Annotated in this window: 8 protein-coding genes; 5 read left to right on the top strand and 3 right to left on the bottom strand. The window is 67.7% G+C overall.

Going from position 1 to position 13,646, the window contains the following annotated elements:
• Positions 1–14 precede the first annotated feature (14 nt).
• Positions 15–395, bottom strand: a complete 381-nt coding sequence (locus NGK62_RS03800; protein WP_059375003.1) for a VOC family protein — start codon at positions 393–395, stop codon at positions 15–17.
• Between the two features lie 157 nt (positions 396–552).
• Between NGK62_RS03800 and NGK62_RS03795 the strand changes: the two genes are divergently transcribed.
• The 5 genes from NGK62_RS03795 to NGK62_RS03775 all read left to right on the top strand — a co-directional run bounded on the left by NGK62_RS03795 (position 553) and on the right by NGK62_RS03775 (position 9,121).
• Positions 553–2,523 (top strand): BCCT family transporter, encoded by a 1,971-nt coding sequence (locus tag NGK62_RS03795; protein WP_059375000.1) that lies wholly within the window; start codon positions 553–555, stop codon positions 2,521–2,523.
• Positions 2,524–2,701: 178 nt separating this feature from the next.
• Positions 2,702–3,829 (top strand): efflux RND transporter periplasmic adaptor subunit, encoded by a 1,128-nt coding sequence (locus NGK62_RS03790; RefSeq protein ID WP_118931887.1) that lies wholly within the window; start codon positions 2,702–2,704, stop codon positions 3,827–3,829.
• 16 nt (positions 3,830–3,845) lie between these two features.
• Positions 3,846–6,950: a MexW/MexI family multidrug efflux RND transporter permease subunit gene (locus NGK62_RS03785; protein ID WP_251877474.1), complete on the top strand. Its 3,105-nt coding sequence runs from the start codon at positions 3,846–3,848 to the stop codon at positions 6,948–6,950.
• Positions 6,951–6,965: 15 nt separating this feature from the next.
• Positions 6,966–8,411: an efflux transporter outer membrane subunit gene (locus NGK62_RS03780; protein ID WP_059374995.1), complete on the top strand. Its 1,446-nt coding sequence runs from the start codon at positions 6,966–6,968 to the stop codon at positions 8,409–8,411.
• A gap of 53 nt (positions 8,412–8,464) precedes the next feature.
• Positions 8,465–9,121 (top strand): helix-turn-helix transcriptional regulator, encoded by a 657-nt coding sequence (locus NGK62_RS03775; RefSeq protein ID WP_059374993.1) that lies wholly within the window; start codon positions 8,465–8,467, stop codon positions 9,119–9,121.
• A gap of 4 nt (positions 9,122–9,125) precedes the next feature.
• Here NGK62_RS03775 and oprZ read toward each other — a convergent pair whose 3' ends face one another.
• Together oprZ and NGK62_RS03765 are read right to left on the bottom strand one after the other, a co-directional pair.
• Positions 9,126–10,508, bottom strand: a complete 1,383-nt coding sequence (gene oprZ, locus NGK62_RS03770) for a multidrug efflux RND transporter outer membrane subunit OprZ (RefSeq protein WP_251877472.1) — start codon at positions 10,506–10,508, stop codon at positions 9,126–9,128.
• A complete protein-coding gene (locus NGK62_RS03765) occupies positions 10,505–13,642 on the bottom strand; it encodes a multidrug efflux RND transporter permease subunit (protein WP_251877470.1) in 3,138 nt (1,045 codons plus the stop codon). The genes oprZ and NGK62_RS03765 overlap by 4 nt, the downstream gene beginning before the upstream one ends.
• Positions 13,643–13,646 lie beyond the last annotated feature (4 nt).

The raw sequence follows: 13,646 nt of genomic DNA, 5'->3' as shown, positions 1-13,646 counted from the left end.
GCCGGTCCCCGGCCTCAGGCCAGCAATTCCGAGATTTCGATGAGGTTCAGGTCCGGATCCCGCAGGTAGACCGAGCGGATCTTGCCGGTCGCGCCGGTGCGCGGCACCGGGCCTTCGATGATCCGGGCGCCTTCGCGGTTCAGATGCGCGATCACCTCTTCCAGCGGACGGTCGGCGATGAAGCACAGGTCCAGCGCGCCCGGCACGGGCAGGTGGGCCTTGGGTTCGAACTCATGGCCGCGCACGTGCAGGTTGATCTTCTGGTTGCCGAAGCGCAGCGCCTGACGGTTCTCTCCGAACGTCTCCAGGCGCATGCCCAGGATCCGGGTATAGAAGTCCACCGTGGCGGCGGGGTCGGTGCAGGTCAGGACCAGATGGTCCAGGTGATCGATCATGGATATCTCTCCTCTGGCCGGCCCGGCTTGAGGTTACTGATTGTCAGACGGCCTTAGGCCGTGATAGTAATACTTGCGGCGTAATACTTGCGGCGCGCGCCGGACTGAGGGGGACGCGCGCTGGAATTTCCAACCCTCGGGCGAAAGGAGCGGCAGCATGACTTCAGAAACCCGACCATCCACCATCAATCGTCCCGTGTTTTTTCCGGCGGCCGTGTTCACGCTGCTGCTGGTGGGATTCGCGATCCTGGCGCCCAAGGTCGCGCAAGGCCTGTTCGAGTCAATGCAGGGCTGGATCCTGGGCAACGCCAGCTGGTTCTACATCCTGGTCGTGGCCATCATCCTGATTGCGGTGGTGTTCCTGGCGGTCAGTCGGTACGGCGACATCAAGCTGGGGCCCGACCACAGCGAACCCGATTACCGCAACTTCACCTGGTTTGCGATGCTGTTCTCCGCGGGCATGGGGATCGGCCTGATGTTCTTCGGCGTGGCCGAGCCCGTGATGCACTTCATCGCGCCGCCGGTGGGCGAAGGCGGCACCGCCCTCGCGGCGCGCGAATCCATGAAGATCACGTTCTTCCACTGGGGGCTGCATGCCTGGGCCATCTACGCGGTGGTGGCGCTGATTCTGGCTTTCTTCAGCTATCGGCACGGGCTGCCGCTGACCTTGCGTTCGGCGCTGTATCCGCTGATCGGCAACCGCATCCACGGGCCTATCGGGCATGCGGTCGACATCTTCGCCATCATCGGCACGGTGCTGGGCGTGGCCACTTCGCTGGGCCTGGGCGTGGCGCAGATCAACAGCGGCCTGAACCACCTGTTCGGCATTCCGGTGGGCGTGACCACGCAGATCATCCTGGTCATCGTCACCTGCGGCCTGGCGACCCTGTCGGTGGCCAGCGGCCTGGACAAGGGCATCCGCATCTTGTCCGAGACCAATCTGGTGCTGGCGGCGGTGCTGCTGCTGTTCGTGCTGGTGGTCGGCCCCACGGTGTTCCTGTTCCAGACCTTCGTGCAGAACACGGGCGCTTACCTGTCCGATATCGTCAACAAGACCTTCAACCTCTACGCCTATGAACCGACCGACTGGATCGGCGGCTGGACGCTGTTCTACTGGGGCTGGTGGATCGCCTGGTCGCCCTTCGTGGGCCTGTTCATCGCGCGCATTTCGCGCGGCCGCACCATCCGCGAATTCGTCACCGGCGTGCTGCTGGTGCCGGCCGGCTTCACGCTGTTCTGGATGACGGTGTTCGGCGATACCGCCATCCACATGATCCTGGTCGACAAGGTGCAGGGCCTGGCGGAAGTGGTGCAGGCCGATTCTTCCCTGGCGCTGTTCGCCTTCCTGGAACAATTGCCCTGGAGCGGGGTGCTGTCCGTCGTCGCCATCGCGATGGTGGCGGTGTTCTTCGTCACCTCGGCCGACTCGGGCGCGCTGGTGGTCGACCTGCTGGCTTCCGGCGGCTCGGACCGCACGCCCGTGTGGCAACGCATCTTCTGGTCGGTGCTGATGGGGGCGGTGGCGATCGCGCTGCTGCTGGCCGACGGCCTGACAGCGTTGCAGACCGCTACCATCGCCAGCGCGCTGCCTTTCTCCATCATTTTGCTGCTGTCGCTGTGGGGCCTGTTCAAGGCGCTCAAGCTGGACGCGACCAAGCGCGGCATCCGCTATCAGTCGCTGACGCTGTCGCGCCCGGCGCGCGGCGGACAGTCTTGGGAGCGGCGGCTGCGCAACATGGTCATGATGCCGCGCCGCGCCCATGTGCAGCGCTTCATCGGCGACGTGGTGCGCCCCGCATTGGAAGACGTGGCGGATGAACTGCGCAAGCAGGGCTATCAAGTGGAAGTGCGCGAACACGGCAACGATGAGGGCGTGATCATGGAAGTCTCCCATGGCGAACACCTGGACTTCTCCTACGCCGTGCAGCCGGAGGCCTTCGTACGCCCCAGCCTCACGCCCGAGGAAGCGGCCGACGAGGAAGAGCGCAAGTACTTCCGCGCCGAGGTCCACCTGCGTGAAGGGGGGCAGGATTACGACATCATGGGCTGGAGCCGCGATGCCGTCATCGGCGACATCCTGGACCAGTACGAACGCCACCGCCACTATCTGCACATGGTGCGGACCTAGCCGCGCCGTACCCCGCGAAACCGCCAGCTTGCTGGCGGTTTTTTTTATGCCCACACGCCCCGCAGGGGCTTGCACGCCATAGTCCGCCGCTATGCCGGGGATTGGATTAACCCTTTTGACGAAATGCCCGATATCGTGGATTATCCAAGAACATTCTTTGATAAATAGCGAGTCAATCATGAAGGCGAAATCAGGAGCGTGGGCGGCCGGAGTCGTGGCGCTGGCGCTGGCGGGCGGCGGGCTGTACTGGAAGTACGGCGGCGCGCAGCAAAAGGGCGGCTGGGCCATGGCGCCGGCCAAGGTCGCGGTGGCCGCCGCGCGGCAGGCGGACTTCCCGGTCACGCTGAGCGGCATCGGCTCGCTGGAGGCCGCGCGCCAGGTGCAGGTCGCGGCCGAAGTGGACGGCCGGGTCGACCGTATCCTGTTCGCCTCGGGCGCGCAGGTCCAGGCCGGCCAGTTGCTGGTGCAGTTGAACGACGCGCCCGAGCAGGGCGAACTGGCCCGCTTGCAGGCCCAGGCGCGCAATGCGCGCGCCTTGCTGGATCGCACCCGCCGCCTGCTGCCGCAGCAGGCCGCCACGCGCGAACAGCTGGACCAGGCGCAGGCCGACTACGACCAGGCCGCGGGCGACATCAAGCGGGTGCAGGCGCTGATCGAGCAAAAGCGCGTCAAGGCGCCGTTTGACGGCGTGCTGGGCGTGCGCCGCGTGAACCTGGGGCAATTCGCCCGCGCCGGCGATCCGCTGGTATCGCTGACCGACGCTTCCGCCATGTATGCCAACATCACCCTGCCCGAGCAGGCCATGGGCGCGTTGCGCGCGGGCCTGCCGGTGGCGGTGACCGTGGACGCCCATGCGGGCCGCGTCTTCGAAGGCCAGATCAGCACCGTGGAGCCGCAGGTGGATGCGGGATCGCGCACCGTGCGCGTGCAGGCGACCCTGCCCAACGCCGACCGCGCGCTCGCGGCCGGCATGTACGCCCAGGGCCAGATCGGCCTGCCGGCGCGCCCCGGCGTGATCACCGTGCCGGAAACTGCGGTCAGCTACAGCGCCTATGGCGATTCCGTCTACGTGCTGAACCCGCCCAAGGCGGGCGAGGCGTCCACCGGCACGACGGTCCGGCAGGCCTACGTGAAGACGGCCGAGCGCGTGCGCGGCCGCGTGGTCGTGACCGAAGGCCTGCAGGCGGGCGACCAGGTCGTGACCTCGGGCCAGCTGCGCCTGCACAACGGCGCGGCGGTCGAGGTCAGCGCCCAGGACACCGTGGCGCTGGACGCCGCGCAGCAGACCGTGGCGCAAGTCCGGTGAGGGCGCGGAGCAGAACATGAAATTCACCGATCTCTTCGTACGCCGGCCGGTGCTGGCGCTGGTGGTCAGCACGCTGATCCTGCTGCTGGGCATCAAGGCCCTGAGCGGCCTGCCGGTGCGGCAGTATCCGCTGACCGAAAGCACCACCATCACCATCACCACCCAGTATCCGGGCGCTTCGCCCGATCTCATGCAGGGCTTCGTCACCCAGCCCATCGCGCAGTCCGTGGCCACGGTGGAAGGCATCGACTACCTGTCGTCTTCCTCCACCCAAGGCCGCAGCGTGATCACGGTGCGGATGAAGCTGAACGCCGATTCCAACAAGGCCATGACCGAGGTGATGGCCAAGGTCAACGAGGTCAAGTACCGCCTGCCGCAGGACGTGTACGACCCTGTGCTGGTCAAGTCCGCCGGTGAGGCGACCGCCGTGGCCTATGTGGGCTTTTCCAGCAGCACCTTGTCGCTGGCGTCATTGACCGACTATCTGTCGCGCGTGGTGCAGCCGCAGCTCTCGTCCATCGACGGCGTGGCCAGCGTGGAGCTCTACGGCGGACAGAAACTGGCGATGCGGGTGTGGCTGGACCCGAACCGGATGGCGGCGCGCGGCATTTCCGCGGGCGAGCTGGCCGACGCGCTGCGCGACAACAACGTGCAGGCGGCGCCGGGACAGGCCAAGGGCCTGTACGTGGTGTCCAACATCCAGGTCAACACGGACCTGGTCAACGTCGCGGAATTCCGCGACATGGTGGTCAAGCGCGAGGGCGACGCGATCGTGCGCCTGGGCGACGTGGCCACGGTGGAACTGGGCGCCGCGTCCACCGATTCCAGCGGCCTGATGGACGGCGAGCCGGCGGTGTACTTCGGCCTGAACGCCACGCCGGTGGGCAATCCGCTGGTGATCGTCAAGCGCCTGAACGAGCTGCTGCCCAACATCAAGCAGAACCTGCCGCCCGGCACCAGCGTGCAGGTGCCGTTCGAGCTGGCCCGCTTCATCAGCGCCTCGATCGACGGCGTGGTGCGCACGCTGATCGAGGCCGTCGCCATCGTGGTGGTGGTGATCTTCCTATGCCTGGGGTCCTTGCGCGCCGTGCTGATTCCGGTATTGACCATTCCGCTGTCGATGCTGGGCGGGGCGGCCATCATGGCGCTGTTCGGCTTCAGCGTGAACCTGTTGACCTTGCTGGCCATGGTGCTGGCCATCGGCCTGGTGGTGGACGACGCCATCGTGGTGGTGGAAAACGTGCACCGCCACATCGAAGAGGGCAAGTCGCCGGTGCGCGCGGCTCTCATCGGCGCGCGCGAAGTGGCGGGGCCGGTGATCGCCATGACCATTACGCTGGCGGCGGTCTACGCGCCCATCGGGCTGATGGGCGGGCTTACCGGTTCGCTCTTCAAGGAGTTCGCCTTCACCCTGGCGGGATCGGTGGTGGTGTCGGGCGTTATCGCGCTGACCTTGTCGCCGGTGATGAGTTCGTTCCTGCTGGACAGCCGCGTTTCCGAGGGCTGGATGGCGCGCCGCGCCGAGCATTTCTTCGGACGCCTGGGCGACGCCTATGGCCGCGTGCTGGACGTCTCGCTGCATCACCGCTGGGTGATCGGGCTGATCGCCGTGGCGGTGCTGGCCAGCCTGCCGTTCCTCTACAACGCGGCGCAGCGCGAGCTGGCGCCGGTGGAGGACCAGTCCACCGTGCTGACGGCGATCAAGTCGCCGCAGCACGCCAACATCGACTACGTGGAGAAGTTCGGCCGCAAGTGGGACGACGTCATGAAGACCCTGCCCGAACAGCAGGGGCGCTGGCTGATCAATGGCTCCGACGGCGTCTCCAACAGCATCGGCGGCGTGGACTTCGTGCCCTGGGATAAGCGCCACCGTTCGGCCGACCAGATCCAGGCCGACATGCAGGCCATGGTGAACCAGGTCGAGGGCAGCAATATCTTCGCCTTCCAGCTGCCGTCGCTGCCGGGATCGACCGGCGGGCTGCCGGTGCAGATGGTCATCATGAGCGCGTCCGACTATCCGGTGGTCTACGAGGCCATGGAGGGCTTGAAGAAGGCGGCGCGCGAGAGCGGCCTGTTCATGGTGGTCGACAGCGACCTGGACTACAACAACCCGGTGGTGCAGCTGAAGGTGGACCGCGCCAAGGCCAACAGCCTGGGCGTCACCATGAAGGCCATCGGCGACACGCTGGCCGTGCTGGTGGGCGAGAACTACGTGAACCGCTTCGGCATGGACGGCCGTTCCTACGACGTCATTCCGCAGAGCCTGCGCGAGCAGCGCATCTCGCCGGAGTCGCTGGCGCGCTACTACGTCAAGAGCGCCAGCGGCGCCCAGGTACCGCTGTCCAACCTCGTGACCGTGTCCATGGGCGTGGAGCCCAACAAGCTGACCCAGTTCAATCAGCTCAACGCGGCCACCTTCCAGGCCATTCCCATGCCGGGTGTCACCATGGGCGATGCGGTGCAGTTCCTGACCGACCAGGCCAAGTTCCTGCCCGCGGGCTTCAGCTACGACTGGCAGTCGGACGCGCGCCAGTACAGCCAGGAAGGCTCGGCGCTGATGATCACCTTCATCTTCGCCATCATCGTGATCTACCTGGTGCTGGCGGCGCAATACGAGAGCCTGCGCGATCCCTTCATCATCCTGGTGAGCGTGCCCATGTCGATCTGCGGCGCGCTGATACCGCTGGCGCTGGGCATGGCCACCATCAACATCTACACCCAGATCGGGCTGGTGACGCTGATCGGCCTGATCAGCAAGCACGGCATCCTGATGGTGGAGTTCGCCAATGAAATGCAGGTCAGCCACGGGCTGGACCGGCGCACCGCGATGGAGCAGGCCGCCCGCATCCGGCTGCGCCCCATCCTGATGACGACCGCCGCCATGGTCATGGGCCTGATCCCGCTGTTGTTCGCCAGCGGCGCGGGCGCGCACAGCCGCTACAGCCTGGGCCTGGTCATCGTGGTGGGCCTGCTGGTGGGCACGCTGTTCACGCTGTTCGTGCTGCCCACCGTCTACACCGTCTTCGCCCGCGACCACCGCGCAGCGCACGACACGCCGCGCGCCCGGGAACTGGCGCTGGCCCAGGCCGAGGACGCCGCGGCGCCCGCCGCCTCCGCTTAGCCGAAGGAAACCATCATGAAGCATCCACTACTTTCCCTGCGCTTGCGCCGCGGCGCGGCCGTGCTGCTGGCCGCGCTGGCCACCGCCGGCTGCGCCGTCGGCCCCGACTACCAGAAGCCTCAGGCCGCGCCGGTGGCGCTGGCCAGCCCTGAACAGGCCCTGTTCTCCACCGATCAATTGCAGCGCGACTGGTGGAAGCAATTGCAGGATCCGCAGCTGGACCGGTTGATCGATCTGGCGCTGTCCCGCAATCTCGACATCCGCATGGCGCAGGCGCGCCTGGCCGAATCGCGCGCGGTGCTGGACGAGAAGGATCTGGACCGGCTGCCCGTGGTCACGCTGGGCGGCGGCTATGAGCGCAGCCTGTCCCAGGCCAATGCTGGCGTCGCGGGTCAACGCAACCTGGCCGAAAGCTATCGGGCCGGCTTTGACGCCACCTGGGAGCTGGACCTGTTCGGCCGGCTGCGCCGGGCGGCCGAGGGCGCCGCCGCGCGCAGCGAGGCGCAGGCCGCGGACCTGGCCCAGACCCGCATCGTGGTGGCGGCCGAAGTGGCGCGCAACTACTTCGAGCTGCGCGGCGCGGAACAGCGCCTGGCCGTGGCGCGCGCCAATCTGCAGAGCCAGCGCGACAGCCTGCGCGTGATCCAGGCCATGGTGTCGGCCGGCCGCGGCGACGAAGGCGACCTGGCCAGCGCGCGCGCCGAACTGGAGACCGTGCAGGCCAGCGTGCCGGTGCAGATCGCGGCCCGGCGGCTGGCGCAATACCGGATCGCCGTGCTGGCGGGCCTGCGGCCGGTGGAGCTGGGCGAGCTCGATGCGGGCAAGGCGCTGGCTCCCCTGGACACCCGCCTGCCGATCGGCGACGTGAGCGCCTTGCTGTCGCGGCGCCCGGACGTGCTGGCGGCCGAGCGCGGCATGGCCGCTGCCAACGCCGACGTGGGCGTGGCGACCGCCGAACTGTATCCGCGCATCGACCTGGGCGGATTCCTGGGCTTTGTCGCCCTGCGCGGCGCGGATTTCGGCTCATCAGCCAGCCGCGCGTTCAGCGTGGCGGCCACGGCCAACTGGCCCGCCTTCCACCTGCCCACGGCGCTGGCGCGCAAGCGCGGCGCGGTGGCGCGCGCGGACGGCGCCGTCGCCAGCTACGAACTGACCGTGCTGCGGGCGGTCGAGGAACTGGAATCGGCGCTGACGGAATACGGCCAGACCCAGCAGCGCCTGGGCAGCCTGGCGCAGGCGGCCGCGCACAGCGGCAGGGCGGCGGAACTGGCCCAACTGCGCTACCGTGAAGGCAGCACCCCGTATTTGACGGTGCTGGACGCGCAGCGTACGCTTTTGCGCGCCCAGGACGCCGTGGCCGTGGCCGAAACCGAGTCCTATACCCGCCTGATTGCGCTGTACAAGGCGCTGGGAGGCGGATGGGAAGCGCCGGCGGCCGACCCGCAGGCGGCTTCCGGCTGACTGGCAGCCGCGGTTCATGGCACCATAGGCAAACAACCGGAGACTCCACATTCATGTCTGACAGTCCGTCCCATCCCGTGGTCTGGGAGCATCAGCCCGCCGACCGCGTGCTCATGACCCTGAAGACGCGCGGCCCGCAATCCGTCGCCGTCATTGCCAAGACCTTGGACGTGACGGCCGAGGCGGTGCGTCAGCAGATGACGCGCTTGCATGCGGAAGGACTGGTGGATTCCGAAAGCCACAGCGCGGGCCGTGGCCGGCCCACGCAGATCTGGTTTCTGACCGATGCCGGAAACGGGCGCTTTCCGGACACGCATGCCGAAATGACGGTACAGATGCTGGGCGCCGTGCGCCAGGTGTTCGGCGAAGAGGGCATCGAAAAGCTGATCCAGGCGCGCGAAACCGCCATGCTCAACGGCTATCGCCAGGCCATGCAGGGCGCCCGCAGCCTGAAGGAAAGGCTGGAGCGGCTGGTGGAAGTCCGCTGCGCCGAAGGCTACATGGCCGAGCTGCGCAAGGATGGCGCGGACTTCCTCTTCATCGAGAACCACTGCCCGATCTGCTCCGCGGCCAAAGCCTGTATGGGCTTTTGCCGCAGCGAGCTGGAACTCTTCCACAAGGTGCTCGGAGCAGAGGTCCGGGTGCGGCGCGAAGAGCACATCCTCGCGGGCGCGCGCCGCTGCGCCTACCGCATCGACAAGGCTGACTGATCCGTCAGGATCCGGGCTGCTCCCAGCCGCCCAGCGCCTTGTACAACTCCACCGCGTTGACCAGCCGGCGCTGCTGCAGCCGGATGAACTCCTGTTCGGATTCGAACAGGCTGCGTTGCGCTTCCAGCATTTCCAGATAGCTCGCCACGCCGCGCTCGTAGCGCCTTTCGGTCAGGCGCTGGCGGTCGCGGTCGGCGTCGCGCACCTTGCGCTGGGCGTCGATCTGCGCGCGCAGCGTGTCGCGCGCGGACAGCGCGTCGGCCACTTCGCGGAAGGCCTGCTGGATGCTGCCCTCGTACTGGGCCACCGCGATGTCCTTGCGCGTTTCCGCCAGCGACAGGTTGGCGCTGTTGCGTCCGGCGTTGAAGATGGGCAGGGTCAGCTTGGGCGCGAAGGTCCAGGTGCCGGTGCCAGAGCCGAACAGGTCCGAGAAGCTGCCGGCCGTGGTGCCGATGTCGGTGGTCAGCTGCACCGATGGGAAAAACGCCGCGCGCGCCGCGCCGATGTCGGCGTTGGCGGCCCGTAGCGTGTCCTCGGCCTGGCGCAGGTCCGGACGACGGATCAGCAGGGCGGAGGGCAGGCCCGCGGCCAGCGGCGTCAGGCTCTGGCTTTCCAGCGTGACGGCATCGGTGTCGGGCGGCAGGGAAAAGTCTCCCGCCAGTATGCCCAGCGTATGCACGGACTGGCGGTATTCCCGGCTCAGTTCGGCATGCGTGGCGCGCGAGGACTCCACCAGCATCTGCGAGGTGCGCAGCCCCACGGCCGTTTCCAGCCCGGCGTCGTAGCGGCGCTGGGTGAGCTTGAGCGAGGCCTCGCGCAACGCCAACGTGCTCTCGGTCAGGCGCAGCTGTTCCGCCAGCGAGCGCTGGTTGAAGTAAGCCGTGGCCGTCTCCGACACCAGCGACAGCGTGGCGGCGCGGTGCGCTTCCTCGCTGGCCAGGTAGCGCGACAACGCGGCGTCGCTCAGGCTTTTGACGCGGCCGAAGAAATCCAGCTCGAAGGCCGCGATGCCCACGGCGGCACGGTAGCGGTCCGCCACCGGCATGCGCGGCTGGCCGGGTTCCGCGCCGCGTCCGCGACTGAACTCGCCCGTGCCGTCGATGGACGGCAGGCGGTCGGCCTGCTGCACGCCGTACAGCGCCCGGGCTTCCTGGATGCGCAGCGCCGCCACCCGCAGGTTGCGGTTGTTCTCCAAGGCGGCGGCGATCCAGGCCTGCAGCGCCGGGTCGTTGAAGTAATCGCGCCAGTCCTGCGGCATGGCCGCCAGCCCTTGCGCGTCGGGCGTGTCATAGGCCTGCGGGACCGGCGCAGCCGGCCGTTCGTACTTGGGGGCCAGCGAGCAGCCGGCCAGGGCCAGCGCAAGCAGGGTCATTGCCATAGCCTTCATGGCGTGGTCTCCAGCGTTTCGCGGCCTTGCGGACGCGAGGGGCGCACGCGCATGCCCAGCGCGCGGCCCACGATCAAAAAGAAGAGCGGCACCAGGAAGATGGCCAGCACCGTCGCCGTGACGATGCCGCCCAGCACGCCCGTGCCGATCGCGGCCTGGGCGCCCGAGGCCGCGCCGGTGGCCAGCGCCAGGGGCAGCACGCCCACGCCGAAGGCCAGCGAGGTCATCACGATGGGCCGCAGTCGCAGCCTCGCGGCCTCCAGCGTGGCCGACACGATGCCCTGGCCGTCGCGCACCAGGTCCTTGGCCACTTCCACGATCAGGATCGCGTTCTTGGCCGACAGCCCGATGGTGGCGATGAGGCCGACCTTGAAGTAGATGTCGTTGGGCATGCCGCGCAGCGTCACGCCCAGCACTGCGCCGATCACGCCCAGCGGCACCACCAGGATCACCGCCAGCGGGATGGACCAGCTTTCATACAGCGCGGCCAGCGCCAGGAACACGACCAGCACCGACAGCGCGAACAGCACCGGCGCCTGGTTGCCGGACAGCCGTTCCTCATAGGACTGTCCCGACCAGTCGAAGCCGATGCCGCGCGGCAGTTCGGCCGCCAGCGTCTCGATGGCGCGCATGGCCTCGCCGCTACTGTGTCCAGGGGCGGCCGAACCGTTGATGGTGAACGAGGGGAAGCCGTTGTAGCGGTTGAGCTGCGGCGGTCCCATCGACCAATTCAGGGTGGCGAAGGCCGACAGCGGCACCATCTGCCCCTGCAGGTTGCGCACGTGCAGGCGCGACACGTCTTCCATGTCGACGCGGCTCTTGCCGTCAGCCTGCACGGTCACGCGCCGCACCTGGCCATTGAGCATGAAGTCGCCGATGTAGTCCGAGCCATACATGACCGCCAGCGCCGTGTTGATCTCGTCCAGCGGCACGCCCATGGCCTGGGCCTTGTCGCGGTCGACGCGCAGCTCCAGCTGCGGCGCTTCTTCCTGGCCCGCGAAGACGACCTCGGTCAGCGCGGGATGCTTGGCCGCCGCCGCCAGCAATTGCTGGCGCGCCTGGGTCAGGGCTTCGTAGCCCAGCCCGGCGCGGTCCTGCAGGCGGAAGTCGAAGCCCGAAGTGGAGCCCAGGTCCGGCAGCGGCGGGGAGTTCAGCGCATGCACCATGACGTTCTTGCGGTCGGCGAAGGCGGCGTTGATGCGTTCCACCACCGCGTTCACGTGCAGGTCGGCGCCGCTGCGCTGCTTCCAGTCCTTCAGCGTGACGAAGAACATGGCCGAGTTCGGTCCGCTGCCGTAGTTGCTGAAGCCGTTGACCGAATACACGTACTCGACGGGCTCGTGCTCCATCATGTAACGCTCGACCTCCTTCACCATCGCCATGGTTTCGGCTTGCGGCGAACCCTGGGGCAGGATGACCATGGCCATGAAGCTGCCCTGGTCTTCGTCCGGCAGGAAAGAAGAGGGCAGGCGCGCGAACAGCAGCGCCACCGCGGCGATCACCGCCAGATAGGCCAAGCCGAAGCGCACCGGACGGGCCAGCACGCCCGACACCCGGGCGGTGTAGCGCGCGGTCAGGCGCGCGAAGGCCCGGTTGAACCAGCCGAAGAAACCACGCTTCTCGTGGTGGCCGGCGGCGATGGGCTTGAGCATGCTGGCGCACAGCGCCGGCGTCAGCGACAGCGCCAGGAAGGCCGAGAAGGCGATCGACACGGCCAGCGTCACGGCGAACTGGCGATAGATGTTGCCCACCGCGCCGTCAAAGAAGGCCATGGGGACGAACACCGACACCAGCACCACCGTGATGCCCACGATGGCGCCGCTGATCTGGCCCATGGCCTTGACCGTGGCCTCGCGCGGCGACAAGCCTTCCTCGGCCATGATGCGTTCGACGTTCTCCACCACCACGATGGCGTCGTCGACCAGGATGCCGATGGCCAGCACCATGCCGAACATCGTCAGCACGTTGATGGAATAGCCCAGTCCCAGCATCACGCCCAGCGTGCCCAGCAGCGCCACCGGCACGACCAGCGTCGGAATCAGCGTGGCGCGGAAGTTCTGCATGAACAGATACATCACGCAGAACACCAGGGCCACGGCTTCCAGCAGGGTCATCAGCACCTTTCTGATCGAAATCTCCACGAAGGTGGAGGTCTCGTAGGGGATGTCCCAGGTCACGCCCGGCGGGAAGTACTGGGCCAGCTCCTGCATGGTCGCGCGGATCCGCTTGGTCGTGTCCACCGCGTTCGAACCCGGCGCCAGCTTGATGCCCAGGCCCGTGCCGGTCATGCCGTTCACGCGCGACAGGTACATATAGTCGGTGCCGCCCAGTTCGACCCGCGCCACGTCCTTCAGGCGCAACGTGGCGCCGCCCGGCTGCGCGCGCAGCGGAATGTTGCCGAACTGCTCGGGCGTGCGCAGCGACTCGCCGGCGACGATGCTGGCGTTCAGCGGAGCGTCCTTCGGCACGGCCTGGTTGCCCAGTTCGCCGATGGTGACGCGCGCGTTGTGGCTGCGCAAGGCAGAGACGATGTCGCCCGGGGTCAGGGACATGGCCGTCAGCTTGGCGGGATCCGGCCAGATGCGCATGGCGGCTTCCGCGCCGAACAACTGCACCTTGCCCACGCCTTCCACGCGGCGCAGCGCCTGCAGCACGTTGGAGGCAGCCAGCTCGCCCAGCTGGATGTCATCCAGGCCGCCGTCCGATTTCAGCGACACCACCAGCTGGATGTTGTCGGCTGCCTTCTCCACGCGCACGCCGTCGCGGCGCACCGATTCGGGCAGGCGCGGCTCCACCGCCTTCAGGCGGTTCTGCACTTCCACGGCCGCCAGGTCCGGATTGGTGCCTTGCTTGAAGGTCAGGTTGATGCTGGCCCACCCCGTCGAGTCGCTGCTGGACGAGGTGTACATCAGCCCCGGAGCGCCGTTCATCTCGCGTTCGATGATGGCGGTGACCGCCTCTTCGACCACCTTGGCCGAGGCGCCGGGATAGCTGGCGCCGACGTTGACCACCGGCGGAGCGATGTCCGGATACTGCGCCACCGGCAGCGCGCGGATCGAGAGAATGCCGATCAGCACGATCAGCAGCGAGATCACCCAGGCGAAGACGGGGCGATCGATAAAAAAACGCGCCATTGCG

Source organism: Achromobacter sp. Marseille-Q4954, assembly GCF_943737025.1.
GTDB classification, from domain to species: Bacteria; Pseudomonadota; Gammaproteobacteria; order Burkholderiales; family Burkholderiaceae_B; genus Achromobacter; species Achromobacter bronchisepticus_A.
Note: the sequence above shows the minus strand (reverse complement) of the source record. Positions and strands in the feature narration are given on the sequence as shown.

What these genes read in the sequence shown, in the direction of transcription:
- NGK62_RS03780 (WP_059374995.1), top strand. Translation starts at nt 6,966, where the DNA reads ATGAAGCATCCACTACTTTCCCTGCGCTTGCGCCGCGGCGCGGCCGTG.
- NGK62_RS03785 (WP_251877474.1), top strand. Translation starts at nt 3,846, where the DNA reads ATGAAATTCACCGATCTCTTCGTACGCCGGCCGGTGCTGGCGCTGGTG.
- NGK62_RS03765 (WP_251877470.1), bottom strand. Translation starts at nt 13,642, where the DNA reads ATGGCGCGTTTTTTTATCGATCGCCCCGTCTTCGCCTGGGTGATCTCG.
- NGK62_RS03775 (WP_059374993.1), top strand. Translation starts at nt 8,465, where the DNA reads ATGTCTGACAGTCCGTCCCATCCCGTGGTCTGGGAGCATCAGCCCGCC.
- NGK62_RS03790 (WP_118931887.1), top strand. Translation starts at nt 2,702, where the DNA reads ATGAAGGCGAAATCAGGAGCGTGGGCGGCCGGAGTCGTGGCGCTGGCG.
- NGK62_RS03800 (WP_059375003.1), bottom strand. Translation starts at nt 395, where the DNA reads ATGATCGATCACCTGGACCATCTGGTCCTGACCTGCACCGACCCCGCC.
- oprZ (WP_251877472.1), bottom strand. Translation starts at nt 10,508, where the DNA reads ATGAAGGCTATGGCAATGACCCTGCTTGCGCTGGCCCTGGCCGGCTGC.
- NGK62_RS03795 (WP_059375000.1), top strand. Translation starts at nt 553, where the DNA reads ATGACTTCAGAAACCCGACCATCCACCATCAATCGTCCCGTGTTTTTT.